At 69.6% G+C, this 25,428-nt stretch carries 24 protein-coding genes; 13 read left to right on the top strand and 11 right to left on the bottom strand.

Going from position 1 to position 25,428, the window contains the following annotated elements; genetic code table 11:
• Positions 1 to 5 precede the first annotated feature (5 nt).
• The 3 genes from ABZ904_RS37355 to ABZ904_RS37345 are packed head-to-tail and all read left to right on the top strand — an operon-like array spanning position 6 to position 4,023.
• Complete coding sequence (locus ABZ904_RS37355; protein WP_361828612.1) at positions 6 to 1,154, top strand: hypothetical protein; 1,149 nt, start codon at positions 6 to 8, stop codon at positions 1,152 to 1,154.
• Positions 1,151 to 2,653, top strand: coding sequence for a hypothetical protein (locus ABZ904_RS37350; RefSeq protein ID WP_361828610.1), 1,503 nt, complete (start codon positions 1,151 to 1,153; stop codon positions 2,651 to 2,653). The genes ABZ904_RS37355 and ABZ904_RS37350 overlap by 4 nt, the downstream gene beginning before the upstream one ends.
• Positions 2,650 to 4,023: an AAA domain-containing protein gene (locus ABZ904_RS37345; protein WP_361828607.1), complete on the top strand. Its 1,374-nt coding sequence runs from the start codon at positions 2,650 to 2,652 to the stop codon at positions 4,021 to 4,023. Before ABZ904_RS37350 ends, ABZ904_RS37345 begins: the two co-directional genes overlap by 4 nt.
• A gap of 155 nt (positions 4,024 to 4,178) precedes the next feature.
• Here the strand turns inward: ABZ904_RS37345 and ABZ904_RS37340 are convergent, their stop codons facing one another.
• Positions 4,179 to 5,075 carry an IS982 family transposase gene (locus tag ABZ904_RS37340; RefSeq protein ID WP_361828604.1) on the bottom strand — a complete coding sequence of 299 codons (897 nt, stop codon included), beginning with the start codon at positions 5,073 to 5,075 and terminating at the stop codon, positions 4,179 to 4,181.
• An 8-nt stretch (positions 5,076 to 5,083) separates the two neighbouring features.
• Between ABZ904_RS37340 and ABZ904_RS37335 the strand changes: the two genes are divergently transcribed.
• Positions 5,084 to 5,467 (top strand): hypothetical protein, encoded by a 384-nt coding sequence (locus tag ABZ904_RS37335; RefSeq protein WP_361828601.1) that lies wholly within the window; start codon positions 5,084 to 5,086, stop codon positions 5,465 to 5,467.
• 134 nt (positions 5,468 to 5,601) lie between these two features.
• Positions 5,602 to 6,723, top strand: a complete 1,122-nt coding sequence (locus tag ABZ904_RS37330; RefSeq protein ID WP_361828598.1) for a hypothetical protein — start codon at positions 5,602 to 5,604, stop codon at positions 6,721 to 6,723.
• A 273-nt stretch (positions 6,724 to 6,996) separates the two neighbouring features.
• Here the strand turns inward: ABZ904_RS37330 and ABZ904_RS37325 are convergent, their stop codons facing one another.
• From ABZ904_RS37325 to ABZ904_RS37315, 3 genes are all read right to left on the bottom strand, one after another.
• A complete protein-coding gene (locus tag ABZ904_RS37325; RefSeq protein ID WP_361828636.1) occupies positions 6,997 to 7,338 on the bottom strand; it encodes a transposase family protein in 342 nt (113 codons plus the stop codon).
• Between the two features lie 27 nt (positions 7,339 to 7,365).
• The gene (locus tag ABZ904_RS37320; RefSeq protein WP_361828595.1) at positions 7,366 to 7,674 is read right to left on the bottom strand and encodes a hypothetical protein; all 309 of its coding nucleotides are present in this window, start codon (positions 7,672 to 7,674) and stop codon (positions 7,366 to 7,368) included.
• 160 nt (positions 7,675 to 7,834) lie between these two features.
• A complete protein-coding gene (locus ABZ904_RS37315) occupies positions 7,835 to 8,650 on the bottom strand; it encodes a hypothetical protein (protein WP_361828592.1) in 816 nt (271 codons plus the stop codon).
• Between the two features lie 161 nt (positions 8,651 to 8,811).
• On the opposite strand from ABZ904_RS37315, the gene ABZ904_RS37310 reads away from it, so the two are divergent.
• The 3 genes from ABZ904_RS37310 to ABZ904_RS37300 all read left to right on the top strand — a co-directional run bounded on the left by ABZ904_RS37310 (position 8,812) and on the right by ABZ904_RS37300 (position 12,684).
• A complete protein-coding gene (locus ABZ904_RS37310; RefSeq protein ID WP_361828589.1) occupies positions 8,812 to 11,181 on the top strand; it encodes an AAA family ATPase in 2,370 nt (789 codons plus the stop codon).
• The gene (locus tag ABZ904_RS37305; protein ID WP_361828587.1) at positions 11,178 to 11,567 is read left to right on the top strand and encodes a hypothetical protein; all 390 of its coding nucleotides are present in this window, start codon (positions 11,178 to 11,180) and stop codon (positions 11,565 to 11,567) included. Before ABZ904_RS37310 ends, ABZ904_RS37305 begins: the two co-directional genes overlap by 4 nt.
• 331 nt (positions 11,568 to 11,898) lie before the next feature.
• Positions 11,899 to 12,684: a hypothetical protein gene (locus tag ABZ904_RS37300; protein WP_361828585.1), complete on the top strand. Its 786-nt coding sequence runs from the start codon at positions 11,899 to 11,901 to the stop codon at positions 12,682 to 12,684.
• Between the two features lie 439 nt (positions 12,685 to 13,123).
• Here ABZ904_RS37300 and ABZ904_RS37295 read toward each other — a convergent pair whose 3' ends face one another.
• The 4 genes from ABZ904_RS37295 to ABZ904_RS37280 form a co-directional block, all read right to left on the bottom strand.
• Positions 13,124 to 15,043, bottom strand: a complete 1,920-nt coding sequence (locus ABZ904_RS37295) for a DUF2075 domain-containing protein (RefSeq protein WP_361828584.1) — start codon at positions 15,041 to 15,043, stop codon at positions 13,124 to 13,126.
• 343 nt (positions 15,044 to 15,386) lie between these two features.
• Positions 15,387 to 17,009 (bottom strand): serine/threonine-protein kinase, encoded by a 1,623-nt coding sequence (locus tag ABZ904_RS37290; RefSeq protein ID WP_361828582.1) that lies wholly within the window; start codon positions 17,007 to 17,009, stop codon positions 15,387 to 15,389.
• 31 nt (positions 17,010 to 17,040) lie between these two features.
• A complete protein-coding gene (locus ABZ904_RS37285; RefSeq protein ID WP_361000943.1) occupies positions 17,041 to 17,577 on the bottom strand; it encodes a hypothetical protein in 537 nt (178 codons plus the stop codon).
• A gap of 29 nt (positions 17,578 to 17,606) precedes the next feature.
• The gene (locus ABZ904_RS37280; protein ID WP_361000946.1) at positions 17,607 to 18,176 is read right to left on the bottom strand and encodes a hypothetical protein; all 570 of its coding nucleotides are present in this window, start codon (positions 18,174 to 18,176) and stop codon (positions 17,607 to 17,609) included.
• 163 nt (positions 18,177 to 18,339) lie between these two features.
• Here ABZ904_RS37280 and ABZ904_RS37275 point away from each other — a divergent pair, with 163 nt between their 5' ends.
• Positions 18,340 to 18,786, top strand: coding sequence for a DUF1998 domain-containing protein (locus ABZ904_RS37275; RefSeq protein ID WP_361000949.1), 447 nt, complete (start codon positions 18,340 to 18,342; stop codon positions 18,784 to 18,786).
• Between the two features lie 120 nt (positions 18,787 to 18,906).
• On the opposite strand, the gene ABZ904_RS37270 is transcribed toward ABZ904_RS37275, so the two are convergent.
• Both ABZ904_RS37270 and ABZ904_RS37265 read right to left on the bottom strand, forming a co-directional pair.
• Positions 18,907 to 20,007, bottom strand: a complete 1,101-nt coding sequence (locus ABZ904_RS37270; RefSeq protein ID WP_361828579.1) for a site-2 protease family protein — start codon at positions 20,005 to 20,007, stop codon at positions 18,907 to 18,909.
• A gap of 99 nt (positions 20,008 to 20,106) precedes the next feature.
• Positions 20,107 to 21,297, bottom strand: coding sequence for an IS110 family transposase (locus tag ABZ904_RS37265; RefSeq protein WP_361828577.1), 1,191 nt, complete (start codon positions 21,295 to 21,297; stop codon positions 20,107 to 20,109).
• Between the two features lie 510 nt (positions 21,298 to 21,807).
• Between ABZ904_RS37265 and ABZ904_RS37260 the strand changes: the two genes are divergently transcribed.
• The 4 genes from ABZ904_RS37260 to ABZ904_RS37245 are packed head-to-tail and all read left to right on the top strand — an operon-like array spanning position 21,808 to position 24,705.
• On the top strand, positions 21,808 to 22,119 hold the full coding sequence (locus ABZ904_RS37260; RefSeq protein WP_361828575.1) for an excisionase family DNA-binding protein: 312 nt from the start codon (positions 21,808 to 21,810) through the stop codon (positions 22,117 to 22,119).
• A complete protein-coding gene (locus ABZ904_RS37255) occupies positions 22,116 to 22,433 on the top strand; it encodes a recombinase family protein (protein ID WP_361828572.1) in 318 nt (105 codons plus the stop codon). The genes ABZ904_RS37260 and ABZ904_RS37255 overlap by 4 nt, the downstream gene beginning before the upstream one ends.
• Positions 22,430 to 24,394: a zinc ribbon domain-containing protein gene (locus tag ABZ904_RS37250; RefSeq protein WP_361828569.1), complete on the top strand. Its 1,965-nt coding sequence runs from the start codon at positions 22,430 to 22,432 to the stop codon at positions 24,392 to 24,394. The genes ABZ904_RS37255 and ABZ904_RS37250 overlap by 4 nt, the downstream gene beginning before the upstream one ends.
• A gap of 14 nt (positions 24,395 to 24,408) precedes the next feature.
• Positions 24,409 to 24,705, top strand: a complete 297-nt coding sequence (locus ABZ904_RS37245) for a hypothetical protein (RefSeq protein WP_361000963.1) — start codon at positions 24,409 to 24,411, stop codon at positions 24,703 to 24,705.
• A gap of 82 nt (positions 24,706 to 24,787) precedes the next feature.
• Here the strand turns inward: ABZ904_RS37245 and ABZ904_RS37240 are convergent, their stop codons facing one another.
• Entirely contained in the window at positions 24,788 to 25,069 is a 282-nt protein-coding gene (locus ABZ904_RS37240) for a hypothetical protein (RefSeq protein WP_361000966.1), read from the bottom strand.
• Positions 25,070 to 25,428: the final 359 nt, after the last annotated feature.

Below are 25,428 nucleotides of genomic sequence, written 5' to 3'. Positions count from 1 at the left end.
AAGCCATGGCGCCGCCCAGCTCCGAAGACAGGCTCTCGCGCCTGCGCGGACCGATCGCTCCGCAGGCGTACACCGCGCGGAAGATCACCGCGTTGACTGCCAACCCCGGCTGTTCCCGCCGCGCTGTGCTCGACGCCGCCGGCGTGGACAAGGACGTGCTCGCCGCCCGCGTCGGCTTCGGCGCCCGCTTCGGGCAGTCCCCGTTCGCGATATCCCGGGGCAACGCCTTCGAGGACCTGGTCAAGGCGGACGGCTACGCCGCCATGTTCACCCTGCTGCGCACGGAGCTCGACATACCGGTCCGCGAGGCCGGGGTGGCCGACCTGAACACGGTCGGCGCCAACACCGACCTCAAGCTCCGCGCCGCCGAGACCCGCCGGCTTCTCCGCCGCGTCGCCCAGGGCAGCGACGAGCGTCTGATCCTGGACCACCCCGTTCTCACGCTCCAGGTCGCAGGCCAGACCGCCTACCTCGAACCCGACGCCGTCACCCACCGCATCGGCGGCAGGTTCTACATCGCCGAGATCAAGTCGTTTGCCGCGATCGACGGCCAGGCCGACCCGGGCAAGGTCGCCGAGGCGGCCAAGCAGGCCGCCGTGTACGTCATCGCGCTGCGCCAGACCCTCGCCGCCCTCGGCCTCGACGCCCAGGCGGCCGCGGCCGCCGTCGCGGACCAGTTCCTGCTCATCTGCCCCAAAGACTTCGCCAACCAGCCCTACGGCAGACTCGTCGACCTGCGCCAGAAGCTGGACGCGATCGAGTTCCAACTCGGCCGCCTCGGCCGCGCCGAGGACCTCGCCGCCCTCCTCCCGGCCGACGCCACCTTCGACCTCACCGCAGGCGGCGACGGCAGGCCGGCCCGCACCGGCGAGGAACTCGCCCGTGCGCTCGACCACCTGGATGCCGCCTACCATCCCGCCTGCCTCGACTTCTGCGAACTGGCCCGGTACTGCCGCAACCAGGCCACCACTGCCTGCGAGCCGGCCCGCCTGGGCGCCTCGGTACGCAACGAGCTGCCCGGTATCGACTCCACCCGCACGGCGCTCAGGCTCATCGACGCCGTGCTCGATCCCGACCCCGCCCAGGCCGAGATCGTCGAACGGCTGCGCGCCGGCGACCGACTGCGCGCTCGCCGGATCGGAGGCGCCGCGTGAGTACCCTTACCGCCCTTGCCGCCTTGCGTGCCGAGCAGGTGGGCCGAGCCCAGCCGCTCACCATCGTCCGTCACACCCACATTGCCGAGCGGCCTTTCGTCTTCGTCCCGCTCAAGCTCGCCGGCGAGGCCTGCGCTCCGCTGGCCGCCATGGCCGGCACCGACCGCGACCGGCCCCAGCTGCTCGTCGTAGCGCAGCCGCGCAACCGCACCGAGCGCTTCCGCTTCACCGAGCAGCTCGCCGCGCTGCTCCTGCCGTACTTCGACTCCTGCCGCGAGCGGACGGAGTCCTATGCGGCGGCCCGGGGCAAGGAGACCCGCGAACGCTATGCCGAGGCCCCGCAGATCCTCCTGCCCAACCCCGCCGGTGTGGCCTTCACCCGGCTCCTCGGCCGCTCCACCCGGCTGCGCCGGACCACCGGCGAACACGCCGTCGATCCGGCCGTGCCGCTGCTCGGCAACTGGCTCACCTGGGCGTGCGACCAGAGCGAGTTCCCCGGCTCCAGCCTGCTGCTGAGCATGACCGGGCTGCTCACCGCGCACTGGGCCACGGGCCAGAGCAGCACGGAGGACGGCAACCTGGCCGCCGTCCTTGGCTGGATCGACCCGCCCGCCGGCCTGACCGGCCCCGAGGCGGCGCTCCTCGCTGAGGATCCCGACCGCCACCCGCCCGCGGGCCCGGCCACCGACCCGGTCTTCGACCGCACCCTGGTCGAGCTGATCGCGGCCTACGACGCCGCCTGCGCGACCGGCGAGGAGCAGCGCCAGACTGCCGCCGTCCGCGCCCTGGAGACCGAGCTGCGCTCCCAACTGCTGCCCACCTGGCACGACATGTGGCACGGCATCGGCCTGCTGCGCGACCTGCCGCCCGGCCGGAGCGTCTTTGACCGCTGGGCGTACGACCGCACCGTGTTCACCCTGCGCTCCGAGTACCTCGCCGAGGGCGGAGCACCGCAGCCGCGCCGCGACCACGCGGCCGGCGCCGCCCGCCGCCTGGCCCGCCTCGAGGACGCCGTCACCCGCTACCAGACCGCCCGCGCCTTCGACGATCCGCTGGTCATGGCCGAGTACGAACTCGACGGCGCCGCCTTCGCCGGACGGGTGGTGGCCAGGGACGCCGAACGCATGGTCCAAGGGCCCAAGCGCGCGGTGTTTAGGCCCCTGGTCACGCTGCAGACCGAGACCAGACCGCGCACCGGGGACGGCAAGGAATTGCGCAGCCCCGCCCGCCCCGGCCAGAAGGCCGTGGTCATCGACATCCGCGAGGCAGCAGAGGGCTTCCACGTCGACCTCGAACTCTCCGGCGGACTCGGGAAGCAGAAGCCTCCGGCACCTGACGGCGCCGTCCCCGAACTCGGCGAGGAACTCCTCTACACCGTCCTCGGTGGCCACTTCACCTCGGCCGCCGTGCCGGACGACAACGAGGTGCCCTGGACGCACGGCGGTGCCCACGAGGACTACCAGCCGACCAACGACGACGCCCAGGAGGCCTGGGAATGACCACGCCGACACTCCCCGCCTCCAAGGGCCCGGCGCCCGCCGGCCCGGACAGCCCTGGCGCCCGCGCTGATGCCGCGGTGGCCGGTGTGCTCCACGATCTCGACACCACTACCGAGCGCGGCATCGTCGTCGACTCGCCGCCCGGCGCGGGCAAGTCCACCCTTGTCGTGCGTGCCGCCGGACACCTCGCCGACCAGAACCGTCCCCTCATGATCGTCGCTCAGACCAACGAACAGGTCGACGACCTCGTCACCCGCCTCGCCACCGACCGACCCGACCTCGGCATCGGCCGCCTCCACGCCAGCGGATACGCCGCCCCGCGCCGCATCCTCGACCTGGTCAACGTGACTCTCTCCACCGACGTCGCCGACCTGCGGGACCTTCCGGTCGTCATCGCCACCGCCGCGAAGTGGGCCTTCGTCAAGGACGTCTCCTGGGACTGGGCCATCGTCGACGAGGCCTACCAGATGCGCTCCGACGCGCTGCTGCGCACCGGCAAGCTCTTCGAGCACGCCCTCTTCGTCGGTGACCCCGGCCAGCTCGACCCGTTCGCCACCATCGACACCGACCGCTGGGCCGGCCTCACATGGGACCCGCTGCGCAACGCCGTCGACGTGGCCCTCGCCCACAACCCCGGCATGCCCCTGCACCAGCTGCCCATCTCCTGGCGCCTGCCCGCCTCCGCTGCGCCCCTTGTCGAGCAGGCCTTCTACCCCTTCTACCCCTTCACCCCCGGCACCCGCGAGGGCGACCGGCTCCTGACCCTGGCCACCGCCGCCCTCGGCGCCACCCCGGTCGACCAGGTTCTCGACAAGGCCGCCGCCACCGGCTGGGGCTACCTCGAGCTGCCCCACCGCCATACCCTGCGCACCGATCGGGAACTCGCCGCCGCACTCGCCAACACCGCCAACCGCCTGCTCCAGCGCGGCGCCACCACCCACTCGTCCGGCAAGCCCGCCCACCTCACCGCCTTCCGCATCGCCATCGGCGCCGCTCACAACGACCAGGTCGCCGCCGTCCGCGAGCACCTCGACCGCCACGGCCCCCATCTGGCCGACATCACCGTCGACACCGCCAACCGCCTCCAGGGCCGCGAGTTCGACGTCACCCTCGTCTGGCACCCCCTCTCAGGCCGCGCCGACGCAAGCGCCTTCCACCTCGAAACCGGCCGGCTCTGCGTCCTCCTGTCCCGACACCGCCACGCCTGCGTGGTCGTCGGCCGCGCAGGCATCCGCGAACTCCTCGACCGCCACCCGTCCACCTCGCCGCTCTACCTGGACGTCCCGCCGAAGTTCCCCGACGGCTGGCGGGCCCACCAAACCGTGCTCGAGCACCTCGGGCGGGCGCAGTACAACGTCTCAGGGGCCTGAACGGACCGCGGAGTACGCGGACTGAGCGGAACCCTCGGGGTGTCCGACGTGGCGACGGCCCGTTGCCGCCTACGATCCGGTCCCAGGGTGGAGTCCGGGATCGCGGAACGGATCGCGGTGCGATGCGCGAACTAGACGAGTCTGTCCGAATACGTTCAGTGATCGTAGGCGGTTAGTGAGCGGCTGACCGCCTGGCCGGTGCGGAAGTTATGCCAGATCGCTGCCGCGAGTGCCAGCACGCGCTGGGCGACGCGCACGGCGATGCCCTCGACGGTGCGCCCACCGTGTTGCTCCAGGTCGAGCTGGCCTTTGAGGGTGTCGTTGACCGACTCGATCAGCTGCCGGACCTTCTTGAGCATCGGCTCGCCGGCCCGCATCACCTCCTTCTTGCGGGAGGGCCGCAGCAGGGTGATGCCCTGTGCGGACAGTGACCGCTCGAACGGCTTGGACGCGAAGCCCTTGTCGCTGATCAGCAGGAGACCTGGCCGTTCACGGACCAGGTCGGCGTCGACTTCCAGCATCGCGGCCAGGACCTCGCGCTCGCCGAGCTTCGGGTCAGCCAGCGCCCACAGGACGGGCATCCCGGCCGGGGTACACACCAGATACAGCCGCAGCCCCCAGAAGAACCGTGAATGCGACGCGCAGTAGCCGTAGTTGGCCCAGCCTGCCAGCTCGGAACGCTTGACTGTCGGACGGGACATACCGCACGGCACCGGGGTCGAGTCGGTGATCCACACGGTGTCGTGCCAGAAGTCCGTGTCCTTCGCCAGCATCCGGATCACCCGCTTGATCTGCGGCAATGCGGCCCGCAGACGCTTGTTGTAGCCGGAGTCCTGCGGGATGAACGGAAACATGTCCCGGTAGTGCGCCCGCAGGTGTCGCAGCCAGCGGGCCTCGCAGTGGAAGCCCAGCATTGCCTGCATGACCGCGAGGCACAGCAACTCCGAGTGAGTGAGCTTCGGCGGCCGTCCAGGCAAGCGCGCCAAGTCGGCCCACTCGTCATCGATCTTGACGTACAGTGCGGTCACGAGGGTGTCCAGGTTCGTCGTCACAAACGATCATGGACGCCCTCTCTTCGTGTCCGCAGGCATTTGGACAGACTCGTCTAGACGAGCTGGAGGACCAGTTGGCCAGCAGCTGGAGGAGGTGCGGGCCGAGCGCGACGAACTCGCTGTCGCCGAACGACGTTGACGCGGTCGCTGACACTCAGGAACAGGAAGACCAGGTCGGGCTTCTCGAGGGGGGCCGGTCGCGCTTCGGCCGGACGTACGCGGGTGAGCCCGACCGCATCGCCGAGGAGCTCGCGACGGACGAGGCGGTGAACGCGACCGACACGGTGCTGTTCACGGTGTCGAACCAACTCGGGGTTGCTTGGTGTGTGACGCAGTTGACCGCAGTGAAGGCGATCATGACGGAGGTCGACGCGATGGCACCAGCCGCATGATGACGCGTTAGGGTTGCAGCTCAACGGGACATCTGTCGGCAAATGTGCTGGTTACTGAGTCACCGTGTTGAGACTGCAGTGGGTTGTCCAAACCTGGCAACCTGGCTATACGCAACCGCCTGGGGGAACTCGCCATGACCGAAGCTCCGATTGACGCTGTCGACGTCGACGGTGACGACGATGCCGACCGGGAAGTTGTCGAGCATGAGCGGGACGAGATACGGGAGTTCGTCAAAGGGCTGAGCGCGGACGATATCAAGTCGGGCAGCTGGTTCACCAAGCTCATCGCTCAGGCCCTGAGCTCCTACACCGAGAAGGTCGACTGGCAGTACTTCCAGGAGCGGTATGAGGGCGTACCCCCGGATGCCATCGTCAATCAGCGGATCAAGATGGCGGCTCGGTACGCGGCGCTCGAAGGTGGGCTCTCCGCCGGGGCCTACTCGGCGGCCGTCGTCGCCACCCTCGGAAGCCTTGGTGGTGCCTCGCCGGCGACTGTCCCGGCCGCCGTCGCGACCCTGATGGTCGATGTCGCGTTCATCACCCGGCTCCAGCTTCGCCTGGCCTACGACGTCGCAGTCCTCTATCGGGTCCCGCTCGACCTGTCCGACCCCGATGACATGTGGAAGCTCATCCGAGTGGCCTTCACGATCAAGAGTGGGGAAGCGGTCCGGGAAGGTGTAGTCAAGGCGGTCCCGGCCATTGTGCGGCCGGTGATCAAGCGCTTCTACTCTGGAGCGGTACTGAGCGCCGGGAAGGGGCTCCCGGTCGTCGGGAAGTATCTACTTCAGAAGAACGTCATCAAGATCGGTATCCCCCTGGTAGGCGTTCCCCTTGCGGTGGTGTTGAACCGCTATACGACGCTGCTCGCGGGACGGCACGCGCAAGCCGTCTTCCGGAACGAGGCGCGGGTGATCGAACTCGCCGAGGGTCTGAGCAAGCGGAGTCAGCACCCGCAGTTGATGCTGTGGGTCGCGTGGCTCGTCATTATGGCGGACGACAAGATCGCTGACGATGAGGCGCTGTTGATTCGGCACCTGGTGAGGCTGGTCCGGGATCACCACCAGGTGGTCGACAAACAGCTCGCTCACCTTGTTGATATCGACCCCGCCGAGGTGTGGGGGCGCCTAGACGCCGAGCCGGGGGATCTGAGCGACATCCTCGACGTGGCCGATCGGGTGGCCACTGTGGACGGTCCCGTCAACGCGTCCGAGAAAGCCGTCATCTCCGAGATTCGAGATCGCTGCCGCCGCGTCTGACACCGTCATGCGCTCCCTCCCACAACGGCGGAGAGATGACGCGTGAGTTGTGGCCTGCTGACAGTCTCGCGGCTTGATTTCGGAGGTTCGCGCAGGTGTAACGAACCGAGCCGATAGGCCGTCAGGCAGCCGTCTGCGGCTTCCTAGAACTTTCGCCATCTTCGAACGTGCTCGTCGGAGAGGCTGGCGTGATGCTTGATCGGGTGTGCGTGTGCTGGTCGCGGCGGGAGTTTGCGGTCTTGATCGCCCGTCACCGGTTGCCTTCGAAGCTGGTCAGGACGAGCAGGCGCGCAGGAGCGCGGGGGCGTGGCCGGGGTCGGTGCGGAGCTTGGTGAGGACGCGCCAGGCCTCCGGGTTCGCGAAGCCGTGTTCAACGGGGGCGCGTGCGGCGGCCAGGACGCGGTTGGCCTGCTTCTGCCCCGGGGTGAGCTTGCGGGCGCGAGTGGCCTTGAAGCCGGTGACGATGACCAGGTCGTTGGGGTTCTCGGGTTTGTCCACGCCGAGGAACCCCAGGTCGGCGAGGTCCCCGAGGTCGGCCGTCTTCAAGTGCTCGACGAGCTTGTCGTGGCGGGCGGTGGTGGCGTCGTGGGTCCGCCCCGGCCGGGCGGCGGAGATCCAGATCAGCTTGCCCCCTCTCGTCGGTCAGAGCGAGGAAGTGCAGGCCGTGGCGGTGGTGCTTGCCGGAGTAGTTGGGCCGGGTCTCCGCTCCGGTGCGGCGCTGGTGCGGATCAAGGTGCCGTCGATGAGCACGACCTCGCCGCCCCGCTTGGCTATCGTGCGAAGCGCGCGGTCCAGGCGCGGGCTTCTGGCGGCGAGCAGGCTGATCATCTCGTCGCGCCAGCGTCGCAGGGTCGACTCGGGCACGCCGCTGCCGCCGGCCAGGTCGAGCAGGCGCTGGTCGTGCCGCAGCATCGCCAGCACGAGGCGGGCGCAGGCAGGGTTGGCGGTCACAGCGGTGATCTTGCGGGCGTGTACGACCGCGGGGGCAGGGGGCCGCGCAAGCGGGCAGATCTGCCCCCCGAAGGCCGTCCGGGTGCTGTACGGGCATGGTCTGGTCTTGGGTCTTCTCGGCGTTGGATCGGGCGGAAGCGGGGATGCCACGGTTGCGGTGTCAGGAGGTGCCGGTGTCGCGCAGTATGCGCAGCGACGATACGCCGAACAGCTCCTGGATATCGTTGAGTTGGGCACGGGCTCGGGTAGCTGCCGACCGGCGCTGGCTGTCATCGGTTTCCTGGTGCACGGCTGCTTCCTGGCGCGCGGCGCTGATGACCTGGCTGGGGTCGGGTTCGCCGCCCTCGTAGGCGCCGGGGATGTTGAAGGCGAAGCGGCGCAGCAGTCGCCATGCCTCGGCGGAAGGGGAGTGGCCGGCAGCGGTGAGGCGCTGCATATGCTCAGCCGCTCCGATGGCGTGGGTCAGGAAGTCGGTTCGGGGGCTGAGCGGGGCGATGATGCGGCGCTCCAGCGGCCAACTGGAGACGGCCAGCAGGCCCCGGGCAGGAGCGAGGCGGTCGTGGGTCAGGGCGGCACAGATGTAGTAGGGCCGTGCATACCGTTGAGACGTGAAGGACCGCTCCTCGTCACGGCGCAGTGAAGCCAGTTTCGTGGTGAGCAGAGGTTCTGCGAAGAACGCTTGATAGGTGGCGGAGATCAGCTTGGGCGCAGCCGGTGCGCCGAGGATTGCGAGGGACTGGTGTACCTGCTCGCGTACCGGGACCCCTTCGGGGGGCCGCGGAGGAACTGTCCCGGTGGGGCGGGGCGCGGCCTCGGCGCTCTCGGCTGCCAGGGCGGCTTCCCATGCGGCCTCCGCGATGCGCATCTCGGCGCGGACGCGGGATACGGTCGCCGTGTCGCGGGCGCGGTTGGCCTCGCGTAGACGGGCGCGCAACTTCGCCAAGCGTGCTTCGAGTTCTTCGATGGGCTCGGCCATGGAGTGGACTCTACTACGCACCCTGAATCTTCCAAATATTTTCCAGAGTTCTTCCAAAGTTGGGAGTGGTGGGGCTAGCCTCCTGCCCAGTCGCAGGAAGACCCCGACTCGAGCATCCGCTGCGAGCCTTTGGCGCTTCCCGAGCATCTGGAGCCGACGCCATGACGTCCGACCCCGAGAGCTTCTTGGGCCTGTTCCAAGCGAAGTTGGCTGAGTCCGGCCTCGCCCCCCAGGTACGCGAACTGCTCCTGGAAACCATCGGCACAGCCACCGCCGCCAGCGGACCCGCGCCTCGCGCATACCTGCAGTCCGTGACCGTCGGTGGATTCCGCGGCATCGGCCGCACCGCTCGCCTGGCCCTCACGCCCGGCCCCGGACTCACCCTGGTCACCGGCCGCAACGGTTCCGGCAAGTCCAGCTTCGCCGAAGCCATCGAAATCGCGCTGACCGGTGACAACGCCCGCTGGCGAGGACGCACGGACATCTGGCGAAAGAGCTGGCGCAACCTCCACCACGGGGCAGACCCGCAGATCGCCGTCGAACTCCTGGTGGAGGGGGACAGCGAGCCCACCTCAGTGCTGCGCACCTGGCACGGCCAGGACGTCGCCGACTCCACGGCCGAGCTTCAGCGGCCCACCGCCGACCCCATACCGCTCGCTGAGCTGGGATGGGACCAGGACATGGTCACCTACCGGCCGTTCTTGTCCTACTCCGAGCTCGGCCAGATGATCGGCGGCAAGCCGAGCGAGATGTACGACGCGGTCGCCTCCATCCTCGGCCTCGAGCAGCTGACCGACGCCACCAAGAAGCTGCAGCTGCTGGCTCGCGAACTCGAAGCGTCCACCAAAGCAGCCACGGCCGCACTCCCCGAACTGCTGCAGCGCCTTGCCTCGGTCGACGACCCGCGGGCCCAGGCCGCTCTTTCCGCGTTGGAAGGTCCCAGCAAGGACCTCGACCGCGCCGCCGCACTTGCCTCCGGGCTCACCGCCGCCGATGAGACCGAACTCGCCGAGCTGCGCCGGCGCACCGACCTCACCGGCCCCGACCTCGGCGCCGTCACCGCGGCCGCAGCACGATTGCGCGAGGCGCTGGCTGCTGCAGAGGACGCCAAGTCGAGTTCCGCAGAGGAGGCTCGCCGGCGGGCCGAGCTACTGGACCGCGCCCTTGTGCACTACCGGGCGCATCCGGAGCTGGACGCCTGCCCCGTCTGCGGCAGCCTCGGCCGACTGGACGTCACCTGGGCCGAGGCCGCCGCCGAGCAGGTCCTCCTGCTGCGGGCCGAGGCCGAAGCTGCCGAGGAGGCCCGACGTGAGCTGAACGCTGCCTCAACTGCCCTGCGCCACCTGATCACCCCGCCGCCGGCATGGCTCGATCCCTCGATCGCCGCCGCCTGGGATGACTGGCTGGCATGCCGCTCGCTGACCGAGGCGGCCGAGCTCGCCGCCCGCGCCGAATCCGCCGCCCGCATCGTCGTTGACGCCTGCCGGATCACCCGCGAAGAGGCTGCCAAGCGACTCACCGACCAGGACGACGCGTGGCGCGACTGCGCCGGCGCGCTCGCCACCTGGCTGGACAAAGCAAGCGCCGCACAAGCAGCCAAGCCCCGCTTGGCGCAGGTCAAGGCCGCTCAGAAGTGGCTCAAGACCGTCCACGACGAAGTCCGCGCCGAACGCATGCGCCCCATCGCCCACCAGGCGCAGGTCATCTGGGAGCAGCTGCGCCAGCAGAGCAACGTCACCCTCGGACCAGTACAGTTGAGCGGCTCCGGCACCCAGCGCAAGGTCGCCCTCGACGTCAGCGTCGACGAGATCGATGCGCCCGCACTCGGCGTGATGAGCCAGGGCGAACTGCACTCACTCGCGCTGTCCCTGTTCCTGCCGCGCACCTTGCTCGCGGAAAACCCCTTCCCCTTCCTGATCATCGACGACCCGGTGCAGTCCATGGACCCGGCCAAGGTCGACGGCCTCGCTCTCGTCCTCTCCTACCTTGCCCAGACCCGGCAGGTCATCGTCTTCACCCACGACACCCGGCTGCCGCAGTCGCTGAAATACCAGCGCCTGCCCGCCACGATCATCGACGTGATCCGCCGCGAGCACTCCCAGGTGCACACCCGCTCCGGTGACGACCCCGTCAAGCAAGCCCTGCGCGACGCCAAGGCCCTGGCCCGGACCCGTGACGTTCCCGCCGACGTCGTCGCCCGCGTTCTGCCAGGACTGTGCCGCACCGCACTGGAGGCGGCCCTGCTCGAGCCGGCCCGCCGCCGACTCCTGGCAGCCGCCGTGCCGCACGTGGAGGTGGAGCACCGCATCGGCAAGGCACGCAAGATCACCGAGCTCGCCTCCGTCGCTCTGTACGGAGTGGCAGACCGACCTCGCGAAGCACTGGGCGACCTCGACCGCGCCTTCGGCGAGGCCACCAGTGCGCTGATCCGCTGGTGCAACAAGGGCGCGCACGAGGCAGTTCCGGTACAGGACGCCGAGGCCGTCATCACCCGTACTACGGAGCTGGCTCGGAAGGTGCGTGCACTGTGACAACCCGCCCCGTACCCACTAGCGCCGCGAATTCCTCCCCGGCCGAGTTGCTAGCCAGCGCCGACCGCCTCCTCAGCGCGACCACCATCTCGACCACAGGCGTCTGGCCCCGTGCTGCGGCACTGCTCCTACGCCACGCCTTGGAAGAGGCGCTTCGCGGCTACTGGCGGCACGTGCGCCCACAACTGGCACGCGTACCGACGCACGCTCAAGTGCTGTGCCTTGAGAGCTACGCAGGAACCGAGGCGGCCCGTCGCTGGTCGTCGGTGTGGTCCAACCTCAGTCAAGCCTGCCACTACCACGGCTACGAGCTCTCCCCCGTACCGGCTGAACTCCGTGCCTGGAAAGAGGAGGTTGCCGCAGTGATCTCCCTCCTCCCCAGCTGACGCCGGGAGGCCCAGCAACCGCCATGGACCACGACACGCCGCTGATCGCTGGCTCGCCACCAAAGGTACGCGGCCGGACTCAGCCGAGGACTGTCGACGCAGGATGACACCGCCGCCCACCGCCGCCCACCGCCGCCCATGACAGAGAGGGGGTCCAGCTGCCCGATGCCCTCCGGCACGGAGCACTACAGCAGAGCAGGCTCAACAGAGCGCGCCTCACCCGGACCGGCCGGTGGGACATCCCGCCCACTCGCAGGCGGCCGCGCAGTCGACTGATTCGGGAACGGGGCTTCACTCATCGCTGTCGGTAGCGGGTGGCATCATCCCGGGCATGGGGAAGCGGGATGGAAGCGATGAGGCGTACGTCGTCGACCTGTGCAACCAGGTGCTGGGCGAGACGGCCTTGACGCAGCACAGGTTCGACTGGCTGCTGGGAGACGCGGGTTCTGGCGGACGGCGCATCAAGCTGCCGGTCGACGCCTACTGGGCGGGGCATCAGCTCGTGGTCGAGTACCGGGAGGTGCAGCACGATCAGCCGGTGCCGCACTTCGACAAGCCGGACCGGCTGACCGTCAGCGGCGTCCACCGTGGCGAGCAGCGGGCCCTTTACGACGCCCGACGCGAGAGCGAGATCCCCGCCCACGGCCTGCGGCTGGTGGTCATCCGCCCCGCCGACCTCGACGCGGACAGCCGCGGGCGCCTGCGCCGCAACCGGGAGGCGGACATCGCAGCACTCAGAAAGATCCTTGCCCGCGACAGCGACGAGGACAGGGTCAGGGACGCCTTCCGCACCTGGCTACTGACCCAGGGCTGGACACCGGTGACACCGACCGACCGCTGGACCGACATGGAGGCGGTCCGCGGAAGCGAACGACTGATATGCGAGGCCAAGGGGCGAACCAGCGAGAAAGGCATCGACGCCGATATCGCCTACGGGCAGCTGCTGCGCCGCATGACCGCTGACGCACCCGATGTTCGGTACGCCCTGGTCGTGCCGTCGTCGTCGGTCAAGGCCGCTGAGCGCGTCCCGGCTCGTGTGCGTCGACTGCTGCGGATCGACTTGTACGAGGTCACGGACGACAACCAGGTGCGTCAGCTGCCGGCATCACCGTTGTGAGCCGGTCGCTCCCCACCTTGTGCCTCCTCGGGGTTGGCCCGTGCCTGGAGCCTGCGGTGCTGCCCGGGCGCCAGCCAGGGCCTGTTCTCTTCACCGCCAACCAAGCAGCCCTTCAGTACCCGGAATTGCTCATCGATGTGCACGGCATCGACCCCGCCACAGGCGCCTGGGAAGCACGAGCACTGGTTCTACATGAGCATTCTTCTCGACGGGTTCCAAGAGGTTCATGGTCGTATTCACCGTGGGGACTTCGCACGCATGGCTCGCCACATGAAGATTCACGGCGACTCGCTTCGCCGGTTCCTGGCCGTGCCTGCGAACAGGGCTGGTTGGCAGGCCGTCAGAGGTCATTCCTACGGCGACTTCGAGCTGTTTCGTCGCCGCTGTCGACGCCCTCATCACCTACGAGGAAAACCTGAACACCAACCCGCATGAGTAGCTACCCCCGGCCCGGGGCTCCCGCCGGGCCTGCGACAGCGGCGGGCTCTGCGTCCAGGCGGGCGCCGACCAGCTGGCGCAGCTTTTCCTGGGTTTGAGGGTCGGGGGAGTACACGACAGTGCCAACCATGCCGCGGGTCAGCAGCACCTTGTAGGTGTTGCGGATCAGGCGGTCGACGTCGGCGTCCGTCGTCGCTTTCTTGAAGACCGGGTCCTTGGACGCGGTGCGGTCGGTGACCCAGCGGCCGTCGCGCCACAGGAGGTCGGGGCCGATGATGACGCCGGACCAGTCGTATTCGAAGCCCTGGGCGGTGTAGACGCAGCCGATCTGTCCGAAGCCGGCCGGGTCGGTCGCCCACAGCGCGGCCGGGGGCGCGCCCGAGACGGAGCGCTCCCCGCGCAGGTTCCAAGGGCGGGCCCAGGCGCCGATGACGACGTCCGCGGGGAGCGGCTCGCCCGGCTTGGGTTCCGGGGACCAGCGCCAGCAGTAGCCGGCGGACATGCGCGCGCCGTAGCCCTGGGCGCGGCGGGTCTCGAGGAACGCTTCCATCTCCTGCGGGCTGTCGGCGACCAGCAGCCGCATGCGGTCGTCGGGCTCCCACACCACCGGCCCACCGGGCTCAAGCCCCAGCAGGCGCACCACCCAGCGCAGGTAGGCGTCGCTGCCACCGCAGCGGAACTGGCTCTCCAGCGGCACCACATGGCAGTCAAGGCCCTTGGCCGCCGCGGCCGCCTTGATCTCCTCAACGGTGCCCATCTCGCCGGGACGCACCACCTGATGCTCGTCCAGGAGGAACACCGGGACGCGGGCGACGTCGATGAGCTCCTCGATCTGTCGCCTGCCGGTGCGGTGGGCGGCCGGGGTGTAGCGGTTGGCGGAGGTCTCGCGGATACGGTGGGCCTCGTCGCAGATCAGGACGTGGAGCGTGTTCTTCTCCGTCGTCATGAAGCTGTTGAAGTACTTGAACAGCTCCTGCACCTCGCGCTTGCGGCTGCCGGCGACCTTGCGCATCGTCTTGGTGAACGACTGCGAACCGGTCGCGTGCAGGGCCGGCACCCCCTGCCGATACAACTCACCGAGCAGGGACAGCGCGATCACGCTCTTGCCGGTACCGGGGCCACCGGTGACGACCACGACCTCCTTGTGATCGGACGTCTTCGCCCGGCGCACCGCGTTCAGCACCATGCGGTAGGCGACCTGCTGCTCGTCCAGCAGCACGAACTGCTCCCGCTCCCGCACCTCCTGGGCCGCGACCGCCATCAGCTGCTTGGACGGCACCGTCTTCGCCACCAGCAGTTCGTCGGCGGCGCGGGCGCCCGGCTGCTGGTCGCTGAGTCGGGCCCGCAGGTAGTCGAGGAACTCGCCGCGCCGCTCAGCGGTGAACAACTGTCCCCGCTCGTTATTCTCGACGGCTCGCAGGCCGCTCACGCCGAACTCGGTGGCGTTGTGCAGGTAGGCCACACCGTGGACCCGCTCGGGATGCTCGGCCACCGCACCGTTGAAATTCACGAGGTACTCGCAGTACCGGCGTACCTGCTCGATGGGATTGAGGACCGCATGCGCATAGGCGTCGACCCGGCACAGCTCCGGGTCGTCCTCGTCCGGCTCGGCCTGGCTCCACTGCTTCAACTCGACCACGACGTAGGACGGGTCGCCCGTGACCGGGTGCACCCCGGCCAGGACGGCGTCGGCACGCTTGCTGTTCAACGGGAGCGCGTACTCCAGCATCACCTCCACCGACCCAAGTCCGGCGTCGGTGAGCGCACTGGCCAGGGCTGGGATGCTGCGCTCCCAGGAGCGCATCTCCGAGAGACTGGGCCGGTAGCCGTGCATGTGGACGAACTGCTCGTGGAGGTGGAGGTAGAGCGGACCGTCGATCGCCATGGCGGCGACCGTCTTGGCAGACGCGCGGAACAGCAAGGACTTCCCCCAGGCAGCACGAAGTGACTCGTGCGGGTGGGGGCATGTCCTTTACGACTCCACCGGGGTGGAGCGGAAGCCCGTCGGGCCGCATGTGACGAGGTGTTCGAGAGTACCTGGCGCCACGGACAGCCCTGCGGGGAACCCCAAAACGCAGGGGCGCGGCCGCATACGGCCGCGCCCCTGCGCTTTGGGTCGTCGTCGTCAGCGCAGCGTGCGTGTCTCGGCGATGCCGGCAGGCCAATCGCCGGCGGTGTTCGCAGCCGCACTGCTCACGCAGTGACGGCCAGGACGGGCATCACTGCGGCTGTGGTTCGGTGAGGGTGGTGGTAGCGAGGCGGAGTCAGACCCGGCAGCTGTCGGTGTGGGTGACGTCGCGGAAGTCGGCGATGAGGGGGGTTGCCATGGATTCGCGGTAGACGACGGCGGCCCGGCCGTAGGGCCAGGTGGTGTCCTGGCCGAAGTCCTGTTGCGCTTCGGAGCAGCCGGCGAACATCAGGCTGCGGACGTCGTCGGTCCAGTTCGGGTCGTCGTGGTAGTCCTGTCCTTCGGGGAAGGTGCCGGGCCCGAAGGTGACGAACATAGTCTGCGCTTGAGGGTTGAAGGTGACGGCTACGTCGTCGCCCATGTACTGCTGTCCTGTGAAGAAGGAGGCTGTGTCGTTGACCAGCCGCTGCGCGGCGGCTTTCTCCGCTGGGGTGGCGGGCACCCGGGCGGCGGCCCATTCGTCGACGGTGGGCTGGGCGCTGTCGCTGCGGGTGTAGGCGGGGGCGGGGGCAACCGCACGCTGCGGGCTCGGCGACGCGAGCAGGACCGCGGAAGAAGGCGTGGGGGTGCCGGTAGGGCTGGGGGAGCGTCGGGGCGCAGCGGCGGCGGCGCTGTCCACGGCCGGGGGCCGGCTGCTCGAGGCGGAGGCGGCTTTCGGGTCGAGGGTGGAGGACTGGGAGGCGGCCACGGCCCCGCCCAGGCTGCCCAGGACGGCAGCGGCTGCGCCGACCGCCAGATACAGCCGGGCACGGCTGCGGCGCCGTGGCGGGGCAGGCCAGGCAGGATCGTCTTGGAGCGGCAGGTCCCAGTGCAGGCTGACTAGATCGGATATCAGCGTCGGCGGCTGCTGGCCGGCGGGGGAGAGGACGGCTGTTGGCTGCGCCGCCAGCAACTCGGTACAGCCACGTGCGAGTTCGGCAGCAGTCGGCCGGTCGGAGGGCTCCTTGGACAGGGCCTGTTCGACCAGGGGCCGAAGGTCGGTCGGTAGGCCGTCCAGGTCCGGGTCGGCGGATATGACGCGGAAGGCCACCACGTCAGGGGCGCCGTGGCCGAAGGGGAGACGGCCGGTTGCGGCGTACGCGGTGAGGGCACCCCAGGCGAACACGTCTCCTTCCGGGCCCACTGCGCCCGTTTGGTAGTGCTCGGGGCTGATCCAGCCCGGCGTGCCGGTCATCACTCCGGTGCGGGTCACGGAGGTGCCGTCCAGGGCGTGGGCGATGCCGAAGTCCAGCATCTGCGGCCCGAAGGGGGCCAGGATGAGGTTTTGCGGTTTGACGTCCCGGTGGACGATGCCAGCTTCGTGTATCGCGGTCAGTGCGGCTGCGGTGCCAGCCGCCATCGCGTACAGGCGAGCCCCCGCCAGGGGACCGTTGGCGGCCACATGCCGGTCCAGGGTGGGGCCGGGGACGAAGGGGGTGGCCAGCCACGGGGCCGGGGCGTCGATGGCGGCATCGCGGACTGGGATCAGGCACGGGCCCGCCACCCGCCTCGAGAGCTGCACCTCCCGCCGGAAGCGGGCGCGGAATTCATCGTCTGCGGCCTGCGCCGGATGCACGACCTTGACGGCCATCCGCTCTCCGGCGGCACCGAGTGCGGCGTACACCGTGCCCATGCCGCCGGCTCCGAGCCGCCCCACCACCCGGTAGGGGCCTACCTGCAGCGGATCGCCCTGCTGCACCGGCTGAACACGGCTGGACACCACAGCTCCCCCTGGTGGTCAACGGCATACATTAGCCGCAGCGGTGAGCAATGGTAACGGCCGTCCTCTTCCGTGATGGCCGGGTCCGGACCGGGCATTGCGCGAAGGGACCGGCAGCCGGCGCGCCGGCCGCGCCGGCCGCCGCTCTGACTCCGCCGCCCTCGTCGTCACCTACGCCCAACGGCGCCCCCACGACCTCGCACGGTTCGCGCAGCCCGAACGTATGATTGCCGGCGAGGTGCGGGCACCGATCGTTCCCGTCGACAACGTCCGCATCGACCGCCGCCACGCCCACTCCATCGCCCTTGCTGCGTTCTTCCGCGCGATGAAGGACGAGCGGGGCCGCATCTGGCGCAAAGCCGGCGAGTTCTTCCTGCCCGACGACACCACCGGCGAGATCGCCGCCCACACCGTGCGCGACTGGCTCACCCCCGTCCCCGACACCGTCATCACCTCCCTGCGCCGCGTCCTTCCTGACAGCGTCCAAAAGGACATCGACATCGACTCCGGCGCCTGGGTCGACGAACTCGACCGTCTCCTGCGGTCCGCCCAGCAAATCCTCGACCAAGACGTCACCGCCTACAGCGAACGCCGCGATCAGGCAGCCGCTACCCGCAAGTACCGGCTGGCGGAAATGTACAGAAGGTCATCCGCAACCTCACCCAGCGCGACCTGCTCGGCGTCCTCGCCAACCGCAACGTGCTCCCCAAATACGGCTTCCCCGTCGACACCGTCGAACTGCGCATCCCCCAAGACGGCGGCGGCGCCATCTCCGGCCACCTCGAACTCACCCGCGACCTCAGCGCCGCCGTCCACGAATACGCCCCCGGCGCCGAAATCGTCGCCGGTGGACAACTGTGGGCCTCCGCCGGCGTCTACCGCCTGCCCGACCGCGAACTGGTCAGCCGCCACTACGCCGTCTGCGCCACCTGCGGCCGTTACCGGGAAGCCACTGAACCCGTCGACCCTGCCTGCCCCGCTTGCAAAATCCACGCCACCACCGCACCACGCCGCTACGTCGAACCCATCTACGGCTTCGTCGCCGCACGAGGACCCCAACGCCGCCCAGGACAAACCCCACCCCGCCGCGCCTGGTACGGCGACACCCACATGTCCACCCACACCGCCGACCTCCACGACGGCGCCACCCTCTTCACCACCGGCCACACCACGACCTGGTCCGCCAGCACCCGCGGCGAAATGGTCGTCGTCTCCGAAGGGCCGGCCGGCGCCGGATACCAAATCTGCGACTGGTGCGGCTGGGGCCGCCCCCACGCCCCCATGCAACGCCCCTACGGACAGGCCACCCCCACCTGCTCAAGGACGCCCAGTGCACCGGCCCACTTCGGGTCGTCTCCCTCGCCCATCGCTACCAGACCGACTTCCTCCAAATCCACCTCGACCCCCTCACCGCCCTCACCGCCACCCCGACCGACTCCGCTCCGGCCTCTACGCACTCCTGGAAGGCGCAGCCACCCACTTGGAGATCAGCCGCGACGACATCGACGGCACCATCCACACCGGCAGCGACGGCATGCCCTCGCTGCTCCTCTTCGACACCACACCCGGTGGCGCAGGCAACGCCGTGCACATCGGGGAGCGACTCGAACCGGTCGTCGACGCGGCGCTTACTCGGGTGCAAGCCTGCGAATGCGGCCCCGAGAGCAGCTGCTACGCGTGCCTGCGCACCTTCCGCAACGAGCGCTTCCACGAACTGCTCAGCCGCCGTGAGGCCATCGCCCTACTGGACGCCCTGACGGGGAGCAACACCAGGTGATCGGTAGGGAGAGGTTCGCTGTGCCCCGCACAACCGGGTGAGGATCGCGACCAGGCGTCCCTGTGTGGGGCAGCGAGGGGAAGTCCAGCGTCCGAGTCGGCTCAGATCGATGTGAAGCGGCTACGCATCGATCCCCTGGTGGCCGACACCGCCGTCGGGAGGTGTAGTACCGTCGTCCGGGTCCGTCGTGTGCCGCTTGGACAGCCGGTCGATGTCGTGCGCGGTGACGATTCCGCGGAGTCGGCCGCCGTCCATGACCAGGATGGGCAGTCCGCCCCCGGAGCCGAGGCGTTCCAGGATGGAGATCAGCAGCTCGTCCGGTTCGGCGAGTGTGCATTGCGACAGTGGGGTCGCCACGTGCCGTACACGCAGCGACTGCCGCTGCCCGGACGGCACGGCGGCCAGTCGGTTAAGCCGTACGACACCGCTGGGCCGGCCCTCGAAGTCCAGCAACGGCAGCACCGCATGCCCTGCCTGGGCGGCCACCTCGGACAGGAAGCGGTCCACGGTCAGCCAGTCGGGGCCGGCGATCACCGGACTGGTCATCGCCTCCGTCACCCGTACGCCGCGCAAGGCCGTGGACAGTTGGGCCCACCGTCGTTCGGCTGCGGCGGTGCCCGTCACGAACAGGCCGATGACCACCAGCCACAATCCGCCCGGCACACCCCTGGCGAAGGCCACCCATCCCATGAGGGCCAGCATGATGCCGACGACCTGTCCGCTGCGTCCGGCCGCCCGTTGGGCCCGTTCGCGGTCCCGCGTACGCCACCACACCACGGCCTGCAGCACCCGGCCCCCGTCCAGTGGCGCGGCGGGCAGCAGGTTGAAGACGCCCAGCAGCACGTTCGTGCCGCCCAGCCAGCCCAGCACGGCAACCGGTACCCGCCAGCCGAGGGCCGCGTCCACCGCGGCCGAGCCTCCTATCGCAGCCCCGCCGAGCAGAAGGCTGGCGAGTGGCCCGCTGACGGCGACGGCGAACGCTGCCCGCGCCGTCCTCGGCCGGTCCATCCGGGTCAGTCCACCCAGCGCCCACAGCGTCACGTCCCGCACGGCTATCCCGGCCCTGCGGGCCGTCAGCGCGTGCGCCGCCTCGTGCACCACCAAGCTCACCAGCAACAGAAAAGCGCCGGCCACTCCGGCGACCGCGTACGCCGCCGGCGCCAGGCCCGGCGTGTACCGGGGCAGTGTCCGGCTGGCCAGACCGTATGCGAAGAACAGCATGATCAACGGCACACTCCAGTGCGACCTCACCGTCACCCCGCGCACACTCCCGATCCGGATCGAACCCTTCATCGCTCTCACCACCTCCTAATGCTGTTGTCAAGCGGCAGCAATGACGGGGAGTCCACGTTGGAAGCACTGTCCGTCACGGATGAGGGCCCACAGGACGTTGACGCGTCGTCGGGCCAGGGCGAGGACGGCCTGGGTGTGCCGCTTACCTTCGGCGCGCTTGCGCTCGTAGAAACGGCGGGACTCCTCGCAGCTGCGGATGCTGATGAGCGCGGAGGTGTAGAAGACGCGTTGCAGGCCGCGATGGTAGCGCCGGGGTCGGTGGAGGTTGCCGCTGACATTGCCGGAGTCGCGGGGCACCGGGGCGACCCCGGCGAAGCTGGCGAGGCGGTCGGCGCTGGCGAAGCGGCTCATGTCGCCGGCGGTGGCGGCCAGGAACTCCGCGCCCAGCAGGGGGCCGATGCCGGGCATGCTGGCGATCACTTCGGCGAGTTCGTGGCCGCGAAACCGGGCCGCAATGAGCTTGTCGATCTCGGCGATCTGCTCGTTGAGGCCCATCACCTCCTTCGCCAGGGTGTGGATCACCTGCGCGGCGATCTTCTCCCCGGGGACGGCGGTGTGCTGGCGCTCGGCTGCTTCCAGGGCGGCCTGGGCCAGGGCGTCGGCGCCGCGGACCTTGCGGTTACGCAGCCAGGTATCCAGGCGGCTGCGGCCGGTCCGGCGCAGGGCGGCCGGGGTCTGGTAGCCGGTCAGCAGGACCAGCGGACCGACGTTGCCCAGGTCCAGGCCTCGCTCCAACGCCGGGAAGATGCCGGTGAGTTGGCCGCGCAGGCGGTTGATCCGGCGGGTGCGGTCGGCGGAGAGGTCGGAGCGGCGGTCGGTGAGGATCCTCAGCTCGACGGCGTGCTCGTCGTCCGGCTGGATGACGGCCAGGTCCCGGCGCATCCGGGCCTGGTCGGCGATGACGACGGCGTCCTTGGCGTCGGTCTTGCCCATGCCCCGGTAGCCGGCCGAGGCCCGGTTGACCGCCAGGCCGGGTATGTAGACCAAGTGCTGGCCGTGGTTGAGGAGGACGTTGATCAGCAGGGCAGCCATGCCGTCCGCGACGTCGACCGCCCAGACCACGTCCTCGTCCAGCGCCAGCACCTCGGCGAGCAGGGCGAGCAGCTCCGGCTCATCGTTCAGCACCCGGCGCGAGAGCAGCTTCCTGCCCTCGCCGTCCAGGACCACGCAGTGGTGGTGGGTCTTGCCGACGTCCGCGCCCGCCCAGATCTGGGCCACCTGTTCCTCCGGTCGTTCGATGTGCGTTGCTCGTCCGGACGACCTCGCCAGCGTGGTCCTACTCAGCGATGCACCCGAGGGGCTCGCAGCTCCTAATCAGCGGTCGAGTCGTCGTGAGACACCGGGCGGCCAGGTGGAGGGAGCCATCGAGGGCAACCGACTGAAAGCCATACCCGGTGTCTCTGGATCTCTGGACCTTACGACGGCCCGTCCGACCCACCAACAACGTAGGACCGACTGATACACGGGGCGCAGCCGCGAACGCGCTCCGGGCCCCCTTCCATGGTCCGTCCGGCGCCGCACGATCGAAAGCAGCCCTTACGGCACCAGGCCGGCGCGGTCCGCAACCGCACCCGGATCCCCCCGCAGCGCCGCGATCGCCGCCGAGACAGAAGCAGTGCTGTGGACCTGCGGTGGTCTGACAGGGGCCGACAAGCCGAACCGGCGTTGCGCAGGAGGCTCATCAACTTCATTAGTTATCCCTAGTGTTGTGCATGTATGGTTGCGTGCATGGAGTTGCTGCGTATGTCCAAGGCTGCGAAGCGTCTCGGGATACACCCGATGACGCTTCGCCAGTGGGCTATCGACGGCAAGGTCCCGTTCACATGGGTCGGCCGGGAACGCCGGTTTTCCTTTGTTGACGTGGAGAACATGAAGCGTGGCAGCGGCTCCACGGTCTCCCGTCCGCGCCGGGAGTTGCTGTATGTGCGCGTGTCCGGCTCGTCGGGGCAGGAGTCCTCGCTGGAAGCCCAGGAGTCCGAGCTGCGGGCTACTCCAAGGGTGAGATCGTCAAGGTTGTCCGGGACCGTGGATCGGGCTTGAAGGAGAACCGGCCTGGTTTGAACCGGGTGTTGGCGATGGTGTCGGACGGCTCCGTGACCGTGGTGCGCGTCACGCATGAGGACCGGCTGGCCCGGTTCGGTGTCGGCTGGCTCAAGCGGCTGTTCGCCGTGTACGGCGTCACCGTGGAGGTGCTGCACCCGAAGAAGCTCGGCGGCCGGGACGAACTGCTGGAGGACTTCGTCTCGCTGGTCACCACGTTTGCCGGGCGACTGTATGGGATGCGCAGCGCGGACAACCGCCGCCGTTTGCTGGCCGAGTCCGGGCAGTGCAGCGACGAGGGCCAGGCCGCGTGAGCCGGAAGCTGCCGCTCGCCGAGGGCGAGGCCTCCCGCACCGCCTGCGCCCGCGCCCTGATCCGCTCTGGGGTGGATGAGAAGACCGGCGAAGTCCTCACTGATGCTGCTGTGCTGGAGCGTTTCGGCTGGTGCGTCGACCTCGTTGCCGAACTGACGAGCACACTGCTGGCCGAGCACTGGAACGCTGCCGACGTGAACGTGCTGGCGTCGGGTGTGGACGCCGGGGGCAGGAGGCTGCCGTCGAACGCGTGGATGGCGCTGCGCCGACTCGGCTGGACCGTCACCCCGGCCGAGGGCGTGAAGGTCAACGACCGGATTGTACGCATGGCTCAGGAGCAGGCCGGGCGCGCTTTGCGGTCGGTGAAGTGGCGGGCCGACGTGGCCGCCGGGGTCCTGGCCGCATGGCCCGCCGATCCGGGCAAGCGCACCCGCGAAGAGTGGGACGCGGTGCGAGACGCGGTGCCGGGCGGCGAGCACCTGCCGTCCAGTGTGATCCGCTCCCGCACTCGCCAGGTTGTCTCCTTCGAGCACAGACACGGTCGTCTTCCGTCCGACGTGTTCGAGCTGGAGGGCGAACCGCGTGTGGCGCGCATGCTGCTGCTGGCCGCCTGCGACGGGCAGCAGGCCGCCATCGAACGCACCGACGATGGCCGGCGGGCGCTGCTGCGGCTGAAGCTCCCGACGCGCCCCAGCCCGCAGAAGTATGCGGACTGGACGTGGGTCGCGTGCCCCGTCACCCTGCCACCCACGATCCCGGCGAACGCGGTGATCCACCTGCCCACCGTGCGGATTGCGGGCGGCAAGGTGCGCGCCGACCTCGCCTATACCCACCCGGTACCGAAAACGCGGCGCAGCGGGCACACGGTCGCACTGGGCGTCGACTGGGGCCTGAACACCCTGCTCAGCGTCGGCGCTGCCCGTCTCAACGACGACGGCCGTATCACCGCCCTCGGGACCGGGGCCCAGTTCCGGGCCTCCGGTGTGCTGGCCAAGCAGTACCGTCTGCGCCGCATCTTTGAACGCCTGCACGCCAAGACCGACCACTACGCCCGGCTCGCCGACCCCGCCTTGGACGGCAGGGCGGGAGTGCTGGCCGAGGAGATCCGGCGCGTGTCCGAGCGCCGCTCCCACCTCAACGACGCCTTGGCCCGGGGTGCTGCCCGCTGGGCCGTAGATCAGGCCATCGCCGCCGGGGCCACGGTCATCTACCTGGAAGACCTGCGGTCGATGGAAGCAGGCGGCATGGGCCGCACCCACAACACCCGCCTCTCTCAGACCGTGCGCGGACAGATCGCCGACCGCATGCGGCACCTCGCCGCCGAGATCGGTATCGCCGTCGTCACCGTGCCGCCGCGCAACACCTCGAAACACTGCCCGCACTGCCTCGCTCCGCTTCGGCACCGCAAAGCCCCCGACCGCCCATCCGTGTCGGGCTGGAAGTGGGCCATCTGCCCCAACACCGAGTGCGGTTGGGAGGGAGACCGTGACCAGGGCGCCTGGCGGCGTATCGCCGCACGCGGCCTCGCACACCAGAGCAAAACCGCCGTAGAGCGCAGCACGGGTGCGATGGTGATCCGTTCCGTGGTGGACACGATGGAGGCCAAGGCCGTCATCACGGCCACCCCGAAGACCAGCCGGACGGACCGGTCCAAGACTGGCCCCACCCGGCCGAGCACCAACCGCCCCGCGCCCAGGCGACGCGGGGTTCCCTCCCCGGCACGACCTACCCCTCGTGCCGGCCAGCGTCCGGGGGGACACGCACCAACGGACCGGACCCGGCTGCCTCGCGCAGCCCACCGGCACCAGGGCGTGACCACGATCAACACACCCACCACCAGCCGACACCGGCCACAAGGGGCAGCACTGGGCGCGGGCTTCCACCTGCACGCTCACGCTTCCCCGCCCAGGTGGGCAGAACCCGCACCGGACCTTACGGTTCGCATGGGATCGCTTAGCTGATCAGAGACGCTGCGATGGAGGAGCACTTCGTCTGGGTGACGACGCGCCGGCTTCAGCCGGGCACGTTGGGGGAGTTCGAGAAGGCATGGCGTCCCGACCCCTACCCGCAGGGTCTGCGCCGCGCCGTTGCGTACTGGTCCCAGGACGGACAGGAGATCACCGGGGTGTCGTTCTGGGACTCCCAGAAGGTATGCGGCTCCTGGCGGGCCTCTGAGCCGGAGGCCCGCCGGCGTACGGCCATGGCCCCGTACGTCGTCGAGGAGCGGGAAGGTTTCTACCGCGGCCGTGAACTGGCCATCCCCCAAAAGTAGCCTGTCCGCGAGCGGGTGCCACGGCACGCCGCGGCGCTCCCCTCGGGCGACGCATCGACGGCGGGGCAGTGGGCCACGACCGTCAGGTCGTCATCACGGCATCGCAGTCGGGGCAGACCACGGACGCGTACTCTGCGGGGTACCAAGGCGCCCCAGGGTGCTCGGATGGCTTCTGGCAGGCCGTCTCCATGGCGAAGGTGTCCTTGCCGCACAGAGTCCGCGGTCCCGTCGCGGTGGGCGTCCCCGGGGCGGTGGGCGCCGCATGCACCCGGCGGACGGTCCGTGCCCCACCAGGCGCCCCGCCCGGACAGGTGCGCGTGCCCACCGGCTTGTCGAGCTCGTACACGACGATGATCGCGTCCATGCCTCTACGGTAGACGGGCCCACGGCCGGTTAGCGGTGGGCCATCGTGCTCCGTTTGGGGCTGAGGGTGGGGTAATGGCGCTGCAGTGGGTCTTCCCTCAGAGGTGTGAGCACCGGCTTGGCTGGTGGAAGAACCGGTGGGCCTACCGCTACCGCCGGCGCCGGGAAGAAGACCCCCATCACCAGTCCCGGGCAGGCGGTGCTGGGCCGCCGTAGCGGCGTGGTGCGGGCTGGCTGTGGCTGGTCTGCGAGGACATCGCCGAGGGGCGCATCCGTCTGCCGTGCGAGCAACGCGGTGCGATGTGTCCAAAAAGAGCGGGAGCAGGCGGCCGGGTACCTGGACGCATCCGATGCCGGGGG

The organism is Streptomyces sp. NPDC046900, assembly GCF_040644975.1.
GTDB lineage: Bacteria > Actinomycetota > Actinomycetes > Streptomycetales > Streptomycetaceae > Streptomyces.
Note: the sequence above shows the minus strand (reverse complement) of the source record. Positions and strands in the feature narration are given on the sequence as shown.

Bases quoted from the DNA above. Each gene is read 5' to 3' on its own strand.
- ABZ904_RS37300 (WP_361828585.1), top strand. From the start codon at position 11,899: ATGGGGAAGCGGGATGGAAGCGATGAGGCGTACGTCGTCGACCTGTGC.
- ABZ904_RS37240 (WP_361000966.1), bottom strand. From the start codon at position 25,069: ATGGACGCGATCATCGTCGTGTACGAGCTCGACAAGCCGGTGGGCACG.
- ABZ904_RS37345 (WP_361828607.1), top strand. From the start codon at position 2,650: ATGACCACGCCGACACTCCCCGCCTCCAAGGGCCCGGCGCCCGCCGGC.
- ABZ904_RS37315 (WP_361828592.1), bottom strand. From the start codon at position 8,650: ATGGCCGAGCCCATCGAAGAACTCGAAGCACGCTTGGCGAAGTTGCGC.
- ABZ904_RS37335 (WP_361828601.1), top strand. From the start codon at position 5,084: ATGGACGCCCTCTCTTCGTGTCCGCAGGCATTTGGACAGACTCGTCTA.
- ABZ904_RS37270 (WP_361828579.1), bottom strand. From the start codon at position 20,007: ATGCTGTTCTTCGCATACGGTCTGGCCAGCCGGACACTGCCCCGGTAC.
- ABZ904_RS37245 (WP_361000963.1), top strand. From the start codon at position 24,409: ATGGAGGAGCACTTCGTCTGGGTGACGACGCGCCGGCTTCAGCCGGGC.
- ABZ904_RS37260 (WP_361828575.1), top strand. From the start codon at position 21,808: ATGGAGTTGCTGCGTATGTCCAAGGCTGCGAAGCGTCTCGGGATACAC.
- ABZ904_RS37355 (WP_361828612.1), top strand. From the start codon at position 6: ATGGCGCCGCCCAGCTCCGAAGACAGGCTCTCGCGCCTGCGCGGACCG.
- ABZ904_RS37330 (WP_361828598.1), top strand. From the start codon at position 5,602: ATGACCGAAGCTCCGATTGACGCTGTCGACGTCGACGGTGACGACGAT.
- ABZ904_RS37310 (WP_361828589.1), top strand. From the start codon at position 8,812: ATGACGTCCGACCCCGAGAGCTTCTTGGGCCTGTTCCAAGCGAAGTTG.